Here is a 16,963-nt window from a genome sequence, read left to right as displayed (position 1 = left end):
TGGGCGCTGTTGCTGCTGACACACATAGTCATCGTTGTCGGCAAGCTGATTGCGCGCAAGCTCCGCAAAATGACGCTTGAAATCCGCAACAAGCTCCGCCGCTACTTGCATTCGGCATGTTCCTTGGCAGAATCAAGTTCGCACCAATTTCTGCATATCGATGTCTTGAATTCCAGCTTGACCTTGATTTTGCCGTCTGCAGGTTTCTCGCTATCACCTAGCTGAAATTCGTTGCAGATTTTTTCGACCTCGCGTTGGAGGATACTTGACTTTTGGTTCATCAGGTAATAGCGACTCACAAGTGCGCTCTTGCACTGGTCATATTCCGGCCAGCCGCGGTCGGCACACCAGTTCCACAGATAATCCTTGCAGTTGTTCTTCTCGGGATCTTCAAGGCATTCCTTTTCAAGTTCCGAGCAATCCGCGATATGGTTACTTTCAAAGCCGCTAGCGGCGCAATAACGTTTGAGACCATCGGCATACGCATTGGACTTTTCCTTTTCATCCATCGAATCGGGCAAGAAGATTGACCAGCTGGCCGTATCGAGCATCATGGCGGCCTTCACGTTGGAAGCGTAGCACTTTTTCAAGTCCTTGTTGTAGACCGTATCCCGGTATTGTTCATAGGCATGCGCATTCGCCGAAATCAAGTCTTCGTAACCATGCAAGTCAGACCACCCTGCACACGCGACATCCTGGAAGAGCCTGCATCCACGGGAATCCCAGGATTTTTCCAAATTGTCGCAGTTGTAATCGGCCACATGACTGAAGTTCACGCCCTCCCCCTTCACATTCAAGTTAACATGCGAGACGGCTATTCCAGTAAAAACCCCCATGCCGTTTTCGATATTCGACTCGGGAACGACGCGTGAATCGGATACGGATTCCTTCACCTTTTCCACGTAATCCACATAGGCGCGGTCCGTCGCATACAGGTCAACAGAGACTTCGCCAATAGGCAGCATCATGTTCATCAGGTAGAGCGTATCCAGGTTATTGAACCCGGCAATCCAACGATTGAGCGTATAGCCGTAATTTTGTTGCGTTTCCAGCGGGTCATGCATTGAAATGCCGCGGTACCCCGACGAATCTGCATCGGTCATTCCCTTGAACATCTGGTTGAACGTCGTCTTCACCGATTCCCCGTTTTCCATCCCGTAATTCAAGACCGAGAGGACTCCGCCCACCGTGTTGTCAAACTCCAGGGCACACTTGAAGAATTCCATATCCATCGGGAATTCCAGGAAATTGACGGTAAAGTTCGCGTTTCTTCCAATGTCCTTATCAATTTCGTAATTTTCGTTCGCCTTCCACACATAGCTCCCGTCGCGCAAAGGCACGTTCATTCCCTTGATTTTCACGCCATTCGGAATTGTCGCGACTGCCTTGTACCTGGATTTTGCCCGGTGTCCCGAGCTGTCCCATTCAAAGTAGGCGTTCATCGTATAGGATTCACCCGCGACACCTTCAAAAAGACTATTGGTAAAGCAGTTGTCACCATGAAGTTCAATGGTCGTATCCACATCGCCAAGGAACGAACGCTTGAAGCGACCCTGCAGCGTGACATAGGCACTGTCGTAGAACGCAAAATCTTCCGCAGCAGTTTCGTCCAATTCGTAGACCTTCGAAAAACAGATTTCTGCATTACGGTTTTCGACCACATAGCCGTAGGTGTAAATGCCCGTGTAGATTTCACGTTCTTCCGGGGTGTATTCCCACGGACCGTGAAAATCGCTGCAGGCCACCAAGAAAAACACCGCAAGGGAACAAAGGCTCTTCTGCCATCCATCAATTTTATTTATCAATCTCCAATCATTCATAAATCAGCCTTATTTATCAACTATGGATCCCGTCAGTCGCTTCACTCCTTCCAGGATGACAGCTTCTATACATTCACCAAATTTATACCTTTAATTCAACGATGGTTTCCGCCAGTCGCTTCACTCCTTCCAGGATGACTGCTTCTATACATTCACCAAATTCATACCTTTAATGCAACGATGGTTTCCGCCAGTCGCTTCACTCCTTCCAGGATGACTGCTTCTATACATTCACCAAATTCATACCTTTAATGCAACGATGGTTTCCGCCAGTCGCTTCACTCCTTCCTGGATGACTGCTTCTCTACATTCATCATATTCAAATCTCTACTTCAACCATGGTTTCCGCCAGTCGCTTCACTCCTTCCTAGATGACTAAACATTCCTACTAAAAAGCCTTCTATTTAAAAATACATCTCAAAACTTAACATAATAGGCAAGAACGGGAACTGTGTAATCTCGGTCTTCTCGGGCGGGTTCTTACTCGTATCGTAGAACGTGTAGAACATGTTCTCGTGATTGGTCAAGTTGATGATGGTCCAGCTGAAGTTCCAACTGTCTTCGCGGCCGACATCGATTGCCTTTACGTCGATGCGGAAGTAATCCGACTGGCGGCCCGCATTGCGGCTTCCCGGCAGCACCACCACCTCGTCGCTATACTGCTGGTGTCCCAGTTCCTGCGACATATAGTAGCCCTTGTATTCGCTGATAGGCATTCCCGCCGAATATTTCATGATGACCGACGAACGGAAGTAGCGTCCTTTTTTCTTGTGTTTGCGGAGGGCATCCTCGCCGCCGCTCCAGTTGATTCCCATATCCATCTTGAGCGCGTAAGGCTGATGCCAACTCGGATAGTACGGTTTGGTACCGTCGTTGGTACGCATCACGCTGATACTCTGGCTCCAGTTGATCCCGCCAAACCACCAGCCTTTATCCTTGCGCAGCGAAAGTTCGTAACCGAGCGAATATCCGTCCGCCGTGCCGAAATAGTCCGCCATCACGAAATCGGACGAAGTCGTTTCCTCGTTGCTGTCGAGCTGCATCACGAACGTGTTCAAATTGTTCTGCGTCTTGTAATAGACACCCACGGTCGCATCGTAATCGTCAAGAATGCCGCGCTGGCTGTATTCCGCCGCGAACAGCCACGACGAAGCAGGATCGATATGCGTCCCCTTGGTAGTTGTCGTTGCCGGATAGTAGAATTCGTTCAATGTTTCCTGGTCGGTGTAGACAATCGAATTCAGGTACTGCAAGTAATAGCCACCGTAGAACTCAAGCGTCTTGGAATCGTCGAGGTTCACAGTCAAGGAGGCTCGGGGTTCCACGCCGAAATGTTCCGCCGCCGTCTGGTAGTTAAAGCGGAGGCCATATTGCAGCAGGTAATCAGGAGCGAGTTTCCAGGCATCCTGCACGTAGGCCACATGGTGGAATGGCTTCTGGATATCGGCGATACTGATGGACGCCATCGCTTCCTGGTAACGTTCGTAATCGTATTCCAGTTCGTAACCCAATGTCAACGTATGGTTCGGAATGCCACGGTAATTCAACCACTGCTTGCCGGCGAAGGTATACAGATACATTTCAATCGACATGAGTTCGCCGATTTTCATGGTCTGGTAGAATTCACTGAAGGCAAGCGTCGCGTTGTAATCCCAGTCCCCGTTAAAGCGGTGGTAAATGCCGAACGGAATGGCAATGTTCCCCCAATCCATATAGAGCGGGTCGAAAGTCAGGCGGTCCTTGCCGATGTAATAGCTGAACTTGAAGCGCGTATCCTTGGAGAAATCATACATCATGGTCCCTTGCAAGTCCGTGAATTCATAATCCAGGCTCAGGTCAAGAAGACCGATGTAGTTACAAAAGTCAAGCACATAGCCGATGTAAGTGGTGCGGCCCGCATAAATCCAGCGCACAGGTCCCTGATGGCCTTCGGTATGGACCTGTGCAGCGAAAGTGCTGATTTTGATGCTCGACTTGCTGAACCATTCGTCGACCGTATCCTGGCCGCCTGCGCGGCCATCCATCTTGAGGACGGAACTCAGACGGTTGCCGTACTGCGCCGGGAAACCGCTCTTGTAGAACTGCACATCGTCTATGCCTTCGACCAGGAAGGTGCTGAACAGTCCGAAAAAATGCACCGGCGAATAGACCACCGCATTGTCGAACAGGAAAAGGTTCTGGTCGGCGGCACCGCCGCGCACATAAATCTTGGAACTGAAATCGGAACTTGCGACTACACCCGGAAGCGCCTGGATACTCTTGATGACATCCGCTTCGGCAAGCCCCGGCATACGCTTGATGGACTTCGCGGAAACCACGGATTCGCCGGGTTTGCGCTTCGGACGGCGACGCAGCTGTACCACCACTTTCTTGAGTTCGGTCACGCGGGAATTGTCACCTTCTGCGAGGAGCGCAGCGACATTGACATCCTCTTTGGTACAGTCAGATGAATCCGAAGCGGACTGTTCTGGATCCCGTCGCTGCGCTCCAGGATGACCATCTTGAGCAATGACACTAGCGGAGTCATGCGAAACGGCATTGGAACCGTCATTCTGGAACCCCGCAGGGGCGACGGAATCCATAGACGCATCGTCTACAAAAGCTTCGCCAAGCGCCTGCGAGAACTGGCGTTCCGCACCGATATACTTGAGTTCATAGCACTTTTCCTTCTCGGCACCGGCCGTGTCGGAATTGGTAACGCAGACATTCCAGAGCGTATCTTCGGGGAGCACGACGCTGAAGGGCGTACCGACAGTCGTTTGCAGGGCTTCGCCCGATTCCAGGATTTCGACATTCAGCTTTTCGTCTGCCGCAAAAGAGGAATCCAGCACGACGCCGTTAAAGACAATCCCCTTCGGAGCAAGGGTATCAAGCGCAAGGGAAACCGACGCGGTCTCTTGCGCCATAGCAGCGATTGCCGCCAGCAAAACGATAATGCAAATTTGAAACTTCAAACAAAATCTCGCATTCTAATTAAAAATAGCAAATAAGATAACCTTATTTGCTATTGTAACACCTGAAGGAGTAGAAAGCGTCACTTTTTTTTTTTAGTAAAAAAGGAGATGCCCGCCTTCGCGGGCATGACAGCTCCGCGAACGTGACAAGTTTGCTGTTAAAACTTACCCACGGTGATGCCGGCATAGAAACCGGCCCACCAACGGCCCGCATGCTTTTCGCTGCCGAAGTCGTCGTGGTATTCAGCCCGCGGTTTCAACCACACTTTATCGGCATAGCCAATAGTTGCCCAGTTGAGCGTTCCGCCCACCGAAAGTCCGAGGAAGGGAAATACTTGTGTCGTGTAGCTCAAGCGCAGGCGGTGATGAAAGTTGGGACCATCGTCATCTTCGAATTCGACTTTTACTTCTTCGCCGTCTTCATCACACTCTACATCGAGGGTTCGCGCCGTCAGGAGCATATACTCAAGCTCAAAATGGCTTCCAGATTTACCAAACTGAGTCCCTAGGCCCACACCCGTTTCATAGATATCGCTGAATTTCTTGAAATGCGATCCCTTTTCAATCAGGCGGGCGCCTTCGAAAGCGGTGAATAGATAAGGCGTACCCATGCGGAAAGACAGGCCGAACGCACCCATTTCGTTCATCGAGGCGGTAGCGCTCCATACGCCGTTACCCACAATATTGATCAGGCCTACCGGAGTCTTTTCGCAGTCACCGCAGATATTCACGAGACCAACCTGGCGGCCCGAGGCCTTGCCCGTAATGTTCAGGATACCCACTTGAGCCTTGTCGAGTTTACCCGCAATGTTCAAGGTCGAAACCTGCACGTCGGACTCACCCGCGATATTTATGGCGGCGGTCGCCTGCACATCGGATTTACCGGCAATATTCATCGCGGCAGTCGCCTGCACGTTGGATTCGCTCGCAACATTCATGGCTGCAGAAACCTGAGCCTTGGTCTTGCGGGCACAATTAATGCCTGCAGCAAGCTGCATTCCAGATAAAGTATCACCCGCATAGTTGAGAGAAGGTGAAATCTGGAAGCCCGAAGATTTGTCCTTCGTCACGTTCGCCGCTGCCGCCACCTGTACTCCGTCAAAGGATTTTGCGTAGTTGACAACCGCTGAAGCCTGGGCGCCCTCAAAATGTTCCTTCGACCCGTTGTACACAGCCGACAGCTGCACACCATGCATTTCCTTACGGGCAATGTTTGCAAAAAGGCTCACCTGGGTTCCCAGCATATAGCTGTCGGTACGCGTCACGAACAGGCCCAGCTGCACACCCTTGCGGGGTTCACGATCCTTATCGACCAGGTTGAACGTCACGCGGTATTTTCCGTTGTGGTCCAGCGAGTCAATCGAATATTCCACGGAATCGAGGCGGTTTTCGTTCTTGATTTCGCCGCGAAGCGTCGTACGCTCGGCAGAGACCGCCGCGAACTGTTTCCGGGAAAGACGCGCACGGTAATTGTCCTGGAGCGTCACCGAGGCTTCCTTGTATTCGGCGGGGCGTTCCAGGCGAACACTGAACTTTCCCGCAGGGAAACCGAGACTCATCGCGCGTCCCTGCTTCTTGTACACTTCGGCGACCAGCTCACCCTTGTCGTCGCGGATAAAGAGGCGGCCTTCGATATCGTCGTCGAATTCCAGGCCGGCGCTCGTGCTGCGCAAATCCGTCATCACCACATCACCCGTTCCCGCGAGGTTCATGTCGCGGCTCGGATGCTGCGCGCCGCCCATCGTCGCTTCGGTTTTCTGCAAGGTTTCGTTGAAAGCGAACTGATAGGCTTCGGACAAGGTCACCTTGCCGTCTCCACTGATGTCACCGGCGCCGCGGAGGCCACTTACAAGCGAATGAGTAAAGAAGGAGCCCTTCAATTTGTCACTCTCCTGGCTAGATTCATCTTGCGTGCTGCTCGTGATAAAGGCGTAGCCTTTCATGTCGCTGCTCTTGTCGACCATGAACGCAGGGACAGCGACACCGCCCTTCACTCGCGTGATGGCGCCCGAGCCGCACGCATCGATCACCGCAATCTTCACGTCGGCATTCAGCGCATCGATACGCTTGCGGAATTCCTTCCAGGTATAGACTTCTTCACCAAGGCGAAGCCCCTTTTCGTCGGCGTGACCGCTATAATACACCAGCACTTCTTCGCGGAAATCTTCAGCCGCACCGTTACCGGTTTTAGCAGCCTTTGCCGATTTCGCGGCGACAAGCTTTTTGTCAAGCGCATCAAGTTGCTTTTGGAGGCTCTCTACACTCGGCTCCGTGACACGGTACACATTCTGCTTCGGCACGCCGCCCATCTGCGAAAGCACTTCCGCAAAGGCGCGCGCATCCGTTTCGGCATAGCGCAGACGCGGGCGTTCCTTGCCGCCGTTATTCGCGCTCACCGCAAACACGTAGCGTTCAATCGCAATCGAGCCCGAAGACACGCCCGCCGCATGCGCAAGACTCGCCGACGCAAGGACCGCCATCAGAAAGAAGGTACAAACCGCGATGCTACTCACGCCAAAATCGCAACTCAAAATTTTTCCGACAAACTTTTTCATCGTTCTCCCCCTTACTTTTCCACCTTGCGCAACGTAAACGAAACCGATTCAACACCACTACTTTTCAGGGTCTTGTCGATATCATTTCCGTCAAACTCAAACATTTCCCCAGACGTGAGCAAGAAAAACTTTTCGAACTTGGGCGCATTATCCAACTTGTAGGCGAACGGGAGCGTGGTCATCTTTCCCGGTTCCAGTTCGACCGCACGGTTGCCTTCGCCCATGTGCATCGTGACGGTACCGTTACCGTCCATACTGAAAAGCATACCGAAACACTTTTGCGGAACGCGGTAGCGCAGCTGGATTTCGTCACCTTCGCGGGCCTCGCCCAGGTTCACCATTTGCACGGCGCTATCGCCCATTTTCTTCCAGATTTCGAGACCCGCGGTCATTCCCTTGATGCGCGTACCGTTATCGATATTCGCCATCGCGACATCCATTCCGGAATTCGCCGAAGATTCATTCACGATTTCCGTCTGGCGATTCAGCACCACCAACGAGAAAACGCCGAACGCAACGACCAGCACGGCAGCGACTCGGAGCCACCACCCGCTAAAGGATTGGTTCGGCGAATTCACCTCCCGTTCCTCTTTTTCCAGTTTATTTTCCAATCCGCTGAACGGATTTTCCGCAAGGAAGCGTTCGCCCTCCTCGCGCATCATCTTTACACGGGCCGCAAAGAGCTCGTCTTCAGCCTCGCGCTTGCGCAGAGCAGCCATTTCGACTTCGGGGAGTTCCCCCAGAAGGTAGCGTTCCAACTTGAAATCGGAAATTTGTTTGACATTCGTCATCTTTCGACCTCCAGATTCTTGACTTTCGCCTGCAGGGTACGCAAACGCTTGCGCACGCCGCTCACCGAAAGACCTACAGTCTCCGCAGTTTCTTCCAGGGTCATGCCGTCCACATAATGGAGCACGGCGATTGTCCTGGTCGATTCCTGTTCCTTGGAAAAAATCCTCGCGAGAATTCCACTAGCTTCCCGGCCATCGTCTTCGGCGCAGGCGATGTTGAGCAGAAGCCCGTTCGAGTCCACGTCAAGTCCGCGGCGGCGCTTGTCGCGGATGCGGTTCAGGCAGAGCCTGGTCGCCGTATTCCACAGCAAGCTGGACGGTTGCGAAAGATCGATGGATTCTACACGCTCGTACACGCGCAGAAACACATTCTGTACCATGTCCTTCGCTTCGGCTTCGTCCTTGAGCAGAAACATGCAGCGGCGATAAACCATCGGGGCGTAAGCCTCGTACAGTTTCGAAAACGCAAATTGCTCAGAGAGATTTTTCCCGTTCATACCAGTGAAACACCCGAGGAGGTCGAAAGTGTCACCTAAAATTAAAAAAAAAGAACCCCGCTTTCGCGGGGATTTCGGCACTGGATCCCCACCCTCCTCTTTCAGAGTCGGTCGAGGATGACATAAGTTGAAACTACTTCTTGGTTGCGGGCTTCGTTTCGGCCTTTGCAGGAGCCGTTTCCGTTGCGGCGGGCGCAGCACCGGCCTGTTCCGCGGCAGGGGCTACGGATGCAGCAGGCGCAATCGCCGTACTGTCGATCGCAGGGATCTCGGCATACACCTTCAAGAGTTCCACCTCGAACACGAGCATCGCATTCGCAGGAATCATCGGCGGGACGCCCGCCTCGCCATAAGCCAGAGCGCTCGGAATCCAGGCCTTTACCTTCATGCCTTCTTTCATCACCTGGAGCAGGTCCTGCCAGCCTTCGATCACGGCGTTCACCGGGAATTCCAGCGGCTCGCCGCGCTTCACGCTATTGTCAAATTCGGTACCGTCCAGGAGCGAGCCGATGTAGTGCACCTGCACGCGGTCACCCTGCTTGGGAACGATTCCCGCACCATCCTTGAGGACCTTGTACTGCACGCCCTTCGGAGTCACCTTGACCGTCGTATCCTTCGCGTTTGCGGCGAAGAACTTCGTCTGTTCTTCAAGGGCCTTCTGGGCCGCTACCTTTTCGTCGGCTTCCTTCTGCTTCTGCATCTGCAACAGCAAATCCTGCAGCGCCGATTCCGCGACCGTATCGGCCATCAGCACCGGCCGCGCCGAATCCACCTGGTCCTGGATCGCGCCCATGAGCACATCCAAATTCAGCGGCACGTTCACATTCGCAATCGCCTTGCCCAGATCCATTCCCAGCGCATAGCTATAGCGGTTCGTAGGGTTGTTCAGGTCGGGCTTCGCGGGCACGACCACCGTAGTCGTATCGGCAGCAGGAGCGGGTTCCACGGCGGGTTTCTGGGCACCGCCACAAGCAACGAGCACACTGCAAAGGGGTAAAACAGCACAGGAAAGACGGCTAAAATTCATTCTATTTCCTTGGCGAATAGTGATTTGAAACACAAACAATAATAGAAATTAGAGACAGGAACAGAGAGCGAACACTTTTTATACGCCCTTTTCGGGTCTAAAATACAAATAAAGCGCCCCCGCCGACCAACTTTTTTCTCTAAAATTCGCGTTTTTACACAAATTTCAAAGATTTTATCCAAAATGACATTAGACAGTCCCGACAGAACGGGTAAATTTGCGTTTACAAAAGGGATTGCATCTGATACAAAATGTTTCTAAATTTACACACAAGAAAGAGAATCTAAGGAAAAAAATATGAACTATCGTTTCAAAAAATATATTAATTCGGCCTCCGCCAACAAGCAGGCATTCGATAGCTCCATCGAAGGAATCCGCAGCAGTCTCCACACCTCGCTGAACACCGTCGCCCCGGTCGCGCCCATCTCCGCCAAGACCGGCTGGCTCAGGGGTTCGCTTTCTTACCCGTGGGTTCTCGTCTGCTCCCTCGTCCCGAGCCTGAAGGAACTGTTCTAGGCCATCGGCTTCTACCAAAACTTAAGGAAACCGGGCCGGTTTTCCGCCATTCTGCAAATTGCCCCGCCAACGGGGCTTTTTTTGTGAGCAACAAATGCCTCGTATTAACGAGGCATGGTTGACGCCTTGGGCGTCCGCGGCTTCACTCGGTCATAAAATTATGCAAGCATAATTTTGCGACGCTCATTTTGCACGCTATTGCGAGAGCGAAGCCCAAGCGTATTGAACTGCTTGTTTTAGACTTTGCGGTCGCTTTTGTGAGCAAAAAAGCCCCTGTTATTAAACAGGGGCGGTTGCGAGAGAGAGCTCGTTGGGGACGAATTCACTTATTTGAGAGCGAACGGTCGTTAACGAGAGAGAGAAGACTTTTAAATTACCCGTAAAGCAGACCGAGCACAACCGCAAGTATCGAGATAACGACAATCTGCTTGACTATGGTGATTTCACTACTTTTCATAAGCCACCACCTTTTGCTTGATACCTGCAGAACCCGCAACGCGCACCAGGTACACGCCCTGACGGACACCCTTGATACCATCCTTGACCATACGGACAGCATCATCCATACCGGCAGCCTTGAAAGTCGCCACATGCTTCCCCTGTAGGTCGAAAAGGTTGAAGCTGCTTTCCGCCTCGGTCACGTCAAGGCGGACATCCTTAAATCCAAGAGGCTGTTGGGAGGAAACCGCCTTGAATTCGACATAGTCAATGTCAATCCAGTCGTTGGTAATTTCAAGCTTCAGTTCGTGCTCACCCGCCTTCAGCGTAGCCTTGCCGCCGCTTACAACTTCGAACGCATCAAAGCCTTTCCCGGTATTGGCCATCTCGGTACCGATAGGCTGGTCATCCATGTAAAGCATCAGGCTGCCGGTTCCGTTCTCGCCCGCCACGTTGGCAGAAATCTCGTATTCGCCGTCGGCAGCCACGTTCACGGTGTACTTGAGCCATTCACCCTTCTGGTTGTAGCCCACGACAATACCCATGTTCGGCTGGTAAATGTCCACGTCGTCCTTGCGGAGCTTACCGCCCTCGTTACCCTTGTTCAAATCGTAGTAGGCAATGTTTGCTCCACCCTTGTTGTAGTTTTCGGCCTGTACCTTGCCCGGGATTTCGATCGGGTCGGTATAGGGCCCATATTCCTCGGGCGGTTCATCAGGAACCGTAGACTGGCTCGGGTCCACCAGGTTTACCGGCGGGGCATCCGGGTCAATCGTCTTGTCGATAAGCTTGAGCATCTCGGAGCAGTAGCGCTTGCCGAGTTCAATCACGCCCGCGCGCCCGAAGTGGTACGGGTCCTTGCCGTTGCCCTGCAGGCCCTTCGATGATGCAAGCCCGAACTTCTTGAAGTTGTTCTTGAGCAGGGCAATGCCGCCGTTCTTGCTAGAGCAGCAGTTCTGGCCTTCCTGGAGGAGTTCGCCGGCCACGAACGGAACCTCGTTCTCGTCGAGGTCGAGTGCGTCGATAATATCCTTGTAGGTCTTGTAGACGGTGCGGCGCCAGTTGTCGTCGGTGCCGTCGCTTTCGCCCTGGTGGAAAATGAAGCCCTTGATGACGCCCACTTCCTTAGCCTTCTTGGCGAGTTCCAGAATGCGTCCCGGAGGGTTGTTGTCGTAATCCTTGGGCCAGCCCCAGTTCATGATGTCTTTGCCATCGCCCCTGAAATAAGCTTCGTACTGATCCTTGTCGAAAGCGCGGATGCTCACCGCACCGATAGCAACCGGGATAATGCCCACGGTGACACCCGGCAGGGAATCCACCATCGCGCGGCCGAAGTAGTCCGCCGGGGAGAGGTTTTCGAACGGATGGAACATCGGGGGAATTGCCGGGTACCATTTGCCAGTTTCAATAGACTGGGTGGTGCTACCGCTACGGCTTTTTGCGTTTGCCGTATGGGAGGCAATCATCAGAAAGTTTTTAGGGGCAGTAGCCTGGTCCTCCGCCGGAACGATATCGCCGTTACCCGCCATGTTGGACTGGCCGTAAGCGATATAGATATGGAAATTGGGGTTCGGCGCTGCATTCGCGAGCGTCGCGAGCATCAAAAGCCCACCCACGAGCCACAGGGCCAGAGTCAGCAACTCAGAAGCTTTTTTGAAATCCATAAAACACTCCTTTTACTCCCTTAAAATTATCCAAAAAAACGGCAAATTTCCGCGAATTTCGCCAAAAAATATGGACAAATAGTCAACGGGAGATAACGAAACGTAACGAAAAACCCGCTTTTCAGCGGGTCCCGGTTTATTAAAGTTTACAAGATGCGTTAGGGCTTATTTTGTCACCTGGAGGCGCATAACGCGGCCATTTGCAGATTTCGCCAAATAGACACCGCCACGCTTCACGAGACTTGCCGTATTGGACTTCAGTTCCTGGGCTCCTGCCGCACGGACAAAGCCAAGGAAGCCGCCATTCATGTCGAAAATACGGTAATTTTCGGCTTCGGTCGGCAGGCGCAGACGATTTTCCATAAAGGTCGTGGAATCACCGATCGGTTCAGGATCAGTCGCATCCTTGCCCTTTACGAAGGTGAAGTAATCCACGTCCATCCAGGAACCCACCACCGTAAAGCGGAGAATATGCTCGCCCGCCGGGAGAGTCACGTTCTTCTGCACCTTGTTATAGTCGTCGTAGTTTTCTTCGCCGTCGTTCTTCGGGACAGAAATGTCGCCCGTGAGTTCCTTGCCGTCGAGCGTCATATTAAAACCCGACGTCGCATTCGCTGAAGCCACCGCAGCAAAGAAGGTGTAGTCGCCCGCTTCCTTCACGTTCACGGTATATTCCAGCCATTCGCCTTCCTGGTTGTAGCCAACGATGTATCCGGTCGCCTTCTTGTAGATGTCTACACCGGTACCTTCGCGGTAATTGGTTTCGCCGTGATCGTCAGCATCATTTTCGTTGTAAGTCTTATTTTCCTTGCCGGTTCCCGGAATGTCAAAGTTTTCGGCTTCAATCTTGCCCGGGAGTTCTACGGCCTTGCCGCCGAACGGTTCACGCGGAGTCTTGACCACATCGCCGATTTCGCCCACGAGCGTCACGATGCAGTCCTTGTTCGTTGCACCCGATTCCATAGTGATGGTCACGGAGCCATTCTTCACATCCACAAAGCCTTCGTCCTTTGCGTTCTTCGCTTCGCTGGTGGTGTACATGTGGAAGCTTTCGAGTTTCGATACTCCCGGCACGTTCACCGTCACGGTTTTAGCCGAGCCGTAGTCGCGGTTCACGAGCACCACGATGACGCTGTCGCCGTTTGCACTCTTGTAGGCAGAAGCGAACACTTCCTTTTCGGGATTAGCCGTAGCGCCCACACGGACAGCACCCGGACGGACAAATCGGGCAAACTGGGAAAGCACATAGCCGCGCTTAGAAATCTTGCCGATTTCGTTGGAAGGAATCTGAAGCTTATTGCCAAAGTCCTTTTCCATGATTAGGCCGTAGCAGCGGCGGATGTACCACCAGGTGTACTGATTGAAATTGCCCACCACCATGGCGCGGTGGATTTCGTAAGCCACATCCATGGCGTTCACGGTATCGCGCTTGTTGGCGTTCGCCTGGTCACCCGTATTCGTAATCGTGCGCCAGTAGTTACCGCTGCCCTGGCTTTCGGTGTAGTGTTCCGTCATCCAGCGTTCCACGCCCTTCTGGTCAGCCAAAGAATACTGGAAGAAGTTATCCCCGGTCCTTCTGTCGCTGGCGTAGAAGTGCGCACCGAGAATGTCCCAGTTCTTAAGGGCATTGGCATCGTTCAAGACCTTGTTGTAAAGATTCTTGTCGTAGCGGAACGATTCCGTCGAAATCACCTTCACACCATTCTTGCGCATTTTATCGGCGTAGCCCTTGGTGAAGTTGTAGATTTCGTCAGCGCTCCAGCAAGCCCATTCACCGCACCAGTCCGGTTCGTTACTGATGGAGATGGCGTACAGGGGAACGCCCTGGTTCTTCATGTAATCGTTAAAGCTGTTCAGGTGGTCCACGTACTTCTGGTAGTTCGAAGCAGCCATGTGCTGGTTTGCGCCCGCATAAGGCGATGTCCACGGGGTTGCATACAAAATAAAATCATCTCCGGCGTACTTTTTGGCCCACTTGGCAGCCTGCACTTCCTTGTTGAAGTCGCTGGAATTTGCATACACCGGAATACGCAGCGTATTCAGGCCAAGCGTTCCGTCGCCCGTACCAAAGGCAATCTTGGCATCAGCTTCGGAAAGGCCGCCACCGCCCTGCCACTGGTTATGCACCATGCCGCCAAAGCCTCGGATTACCTGGTGTTCTTCACCAAGATCCACATTGACCGTCGAAGCGGCAGCCATACTCCATAGTCCCGCCACACCAAAGACGAAACCCACACTCTTTGCAATCTTTTGGATTGTCATTTTTTACTCCTTTTTTCCGCGCACTTCACCTTTGAACCATCCCTTATTCAAAAAAAATCAAGCATCCAGCGCGGTTTCAAGGAAAGGCACCCCCGTTCGGGGGTGTCCTCCTGGTTGGATGTGTTTATGGGAAACTTAACGGGCTGCTCGCACCTTTGCAATCATGCCATTGGCACGGTTACGGATCAGGCAAATTCCGCTAGCCTTCTCTGCACCCTTGATAGAGCCATCACGCCAAAGCTTGGACGCTTCTGCCATGTTGCGGGCGGTAAAGCTTGCAATTTTCGCGCCCTTCAAGTTGAACACGTCGAAGCTAGCCGAAGCAGCGACATTGAACTTTGCACCCTGACCGATAGCGTCCGTACCGATTGGGTCGGTATCGTCGGCATCCTTGCCCGCGACGAAGTTGATGTAGTCGATATCCATCCAGTCACCCGTAACGGTGAAGCGGAGGATATGTTCGCCAGCAGTCAGCTTCACGTTGGCAGAGACCTTGTTGTAGTCGTCATAGTTCTCTTCGCCGGAACTCGCCTGCGGAACCGCAATTTCTTCGGTAATGTCGTCGCCGTCGATAGAGAGTTTGAAGCCAGAGGTCGCATTGGCGGAAGCCACCGCCGCGAACATCGTGTAGTCGCCGGATTCCTTCACATTCACGGTATATTCGAGCCATTCGCCGGCCTGGTTGTAACCCACGACATAACCCGTAGCCTTCTTGTAGATATCGACGCCGGTGCCTTCGCGGTAGCTCTTGCCGCCATTGCTTTCGGCGCCATGGTCATCGGAATCGTTTTCGTTGTAGGAATCGACACCCGCACCGCGGCCCGTACCCGGTTCATCAAAGTTTTCCATCTCAATCTTGCCCGGAATTTCCCAAGCCTTGCCGCCAAAGGGTTTCTGCGGTTCCGGCGGTGTCGTGCCGCTGCCTTCGAAGCCCCAAGCCTTCACGTACATGGTCGAATCCTGATTGCCCTTGAACACGAGGAACAGCTGGTTCACAATGCCCTTGAGGCCAGAAACTTCGCACTTGTTTTCGGCATAAGTGTTCTTGCTGCCGGTATTCTTCAAGGTACAAGTGCCTGCGAGCGTTCCCGATGCAGAACCCGTGCGGATTTCAATCTTGTTGCCGTCGGCAGCACTCGAAGCCTCGACCGTAAAGCCCGTTGCCGCAGTACCGAAATCCACGCCAGAAACGCGAATCCAGGATTCCTTGCTCGAAAGCGGAATCAGCACATGTTCAGCCCTCTTGCCCACGACAAAGTTGGAGCGGCTGCGAATGCCCTTCTGCTTGGAGCTCGTGAGCGCCGGATACCAGTCGTACGGATCAAAGTTCTCGATCTGCTTCGGGCCTTCATCCGTCACCTTCACCGTCTGAATCGTACCGTCAGCATTGTAGAACATTTCGTCTACAGAGACGCTGCGGTGGTAGCCTTCGTTCGGCTTCGGCTGACCGTCATCGGCCGGAATAATTTCAAGTCCGTTATGGCCCTTCGCGATACGGCGGTCATGATAGACAACGTAAGAATGGCCCTTAAACTCGGCAATACCGTGGTGGTTGTTATTGCCGTTGACGCTTCTGCCGTTTATGCTCGGGTCGCCAAGAATCGTACCCTTCCAGGTGTACGGGCCCATTACATTGTTCGACATGCCATAGTCGATAGTAGGCGCCCCCTGCTGCCAACCGGTACTGTAAGAGAAGTAGTAATTGTTTCCGTGCTTATGGATGTACGACGCTTCGAGCATCTTGCGGGTCGGCAGGTTGTTCACCTTCACGTGAGAGCCGTTACCCACCGGTGCATCCTTCGCGTCGTTCAGTTTGACGATATCGAAGTTGTCGGTATTCGGACGGCTATTGCTTTCGCCGCCACCCCATGTCACATAGGTGGTGCCGTCGTCGTCAATAAAGATGCCCGGGTCAAAGCACCACGAGACACCATCGCAACCGATAATGCCGCGGCCACCCACCAGTTTGTCCTTGCCCTGGCCCACGGCGTTTGTCCACGGGCCGTCAATTGCAGGGGCCTTGATGTAACCAATGCCACCGCCACCGCCATCGGGGAACACGATGTAGAACGTGCCGTTATGCACTGCAATACCGGATGCCCAGATATCGTTAATGCCGTTCACCTTGCGTGCATCGTAAATAATGCCGAAATCGGTCCAGTTCTGCATATCCTTGCTGCGGAATGCATAGAGGGCGTAAATCTTGTAGCCATCGGAATTTGCGGGCGCCGGGTCGTCGGAGTCCGTAATGATGTAGAAGTATTCGTCGTCGGCGGCAGCACCCGGGTCTGCCAGGTAGTGATAGGTAGAAATCGGGTTGTCTGCGAGACCAAAAGCAGCGAGACCCGCAACCATACAAGCAGCCTTTTTAAGGCCAAAATCTTTCCAAACATTCCTAAAATCCATAAGGACTCCTTGAAGGCAAAACACACCAAACCT

Annotated in this window: 10 protein-coding genes; 1 reads left to right on the top strand and 9 read right to left on the bottom strand. The window is 52.9% G+C overall.

Features of this window, described 5'->3' with window-relative positions:
- Positions 1-101: 101 nt before the first annotated feature.
- The 6 genes from Q0P86_RS01235 to Q0P86_RS01210 all read right to left on the bottom strand — a co-directional run bounded on the left by Q0P86_RS01235 (position 102) and on the right by Q0P86_RS01210 (position 9,644).
- Positions 102-1,820 (bottom strand): hypothetical protein, encoded by a 1,719-nt coding sequence (locus Q0P86_RS01235; protein WP_295036847.1) that lies wholly within the window; start codon positions 1,818-1,820, stop codon positions 102-104.
- 404 nt (positions 1,821-2,224) lie between these two features.
- Positions 2,225-4,774, bottom strand: coding sequence for a TonB-dependent siderophore receptor (locus tag Q0P86_RS01230; protein ID WP_295036846.1), 2,550 nt, complete (start codon positions 4,772-4,774; stop codon positions 2,225-2,227).
- 158 nt (positions 4,775-4,932) lie between these two features.
- Complete coding sequence (locus tag Q0P86_RS01225) at positions 4,933-7,329, bottom strand: caspase family protein (protein ID WP_295036845.1); 2,397 nt, start codon at positions 7,327-7,329, stop codon at positions 4,933-4,935.
- Positions 7,330-7,340: 11 nt separating this feature from the next.
- Positions 7,341-8,120, bottom strand: coding sequence for a hypothetical protein (locus Q0P86_RS01220; protein ID WP_290996598.1), 780 nt, complete (start codon positions 8,118-8,120; stop codon positions 7,341-7,343).
- Positions 8,117-8,617, bottom strand: a complete 501-nt coding sequence (locus Q0P86_RS01215) for a sigma-70 family RNA polymerase sigma factor (RefSeq protein WP_294112776.1) — start codon at positions 8,615-8,617, stop codon at positions 8,117-8,119. The genes Q0P86_RS01220 and Q0P86_RS01215 overlap by 4 nt, the downstream gene beginning before the upstream one ends.
- Positions 8,618-8,750: 133 nt before the next feature.
- The gene (locus tag Q0P86_RS01210; protein ID WP_295036842.1) at positions 8,751-9,644 is read right to left on the bottom strand and encodes an FKBP-type peptidyl-prolyl cis-trans isomerase; all 894 of its coding nucleotides are present in this window, start codon (positions 9,642-9,644) and stop codon (positions 8,751-8,753) included.
- A gap of 297 nt (positions 9,645-9,941) precedes the next feature.
- Between Q0P86_RS01210 and Q0P86_RS01205 the strand changes: the two genes are divergently transcribed.
- On the top strand, positions 9,942-10,160 hold the full coding sequence (locus Q0P86_RS01205; protein WP_295036840.1) for a hypothetical protein: 219 nt from the start codon (positions 9,942-9,944) through the stop codon (positions 10,158-10,160).
- A 446-nt stretch (positions 10,161-10,606) separates the two neighbouring features.
- On the opposite strand, the gene Q0P86_RS01200 is transcribed toward Q0P86_RS01205, so the two are convergent.
- From Q0P86_RS01200 to Q0P86_RS01190, 3 genes are all read right to left on the bottom strand, one after another.
- Complete coding sequence (locus tag Q0P86_RS01200; protein ID WP_295036838.1) at positions 10,607-12,262, bottom strand: sialate O-acetylesterase; 1,656 nt, start codon at positions 12,260-12,262, stop codon at positions 10,607-10,609.
- A gap of 165 nt (positions 12,263-12,427) precedes the next feature.
- Complete coding sequence (locus Q0P86_RS01195) at positions 12,428-14,524, bottom strand: carbohydrate-binding protein (protein WP_295036836.1); 2,097 nt, start codon at positions 14,522-14,524, stop codon at positions 12,428-12,430.
- A 135-nt stretch (positions 14,525-14,659) separates the two neighbouring features.
- The gene (locus Q0P86_RS01190; protein ID WP_295036953.1) at positions 14,660-16,879 is read right to left on the bottom strand and encodes a carbohydrate-binding protein; all 2,220 of its coding nucleotides are present in this window, start codon (positions 16,877-16,879) and stop codon (positions 14,660-14,662) included.
- Positions 16,880-16,963 lie beyond the last annotated feature (84 nt).

Source organism: uncultured Fibrobacter sp., assembly GCF_946062555.1.
Taxonomy (GTDB): Bacteria; Fibrobacterota; Fibrobacteria; order Fibrobacterales; family Fibrobacteraceae; genus Fibrobacter.
Note: the sequence above shows the minus strand (reverse complement) of the source record. Positions and strands in the feature narration are given on the sequence as shown.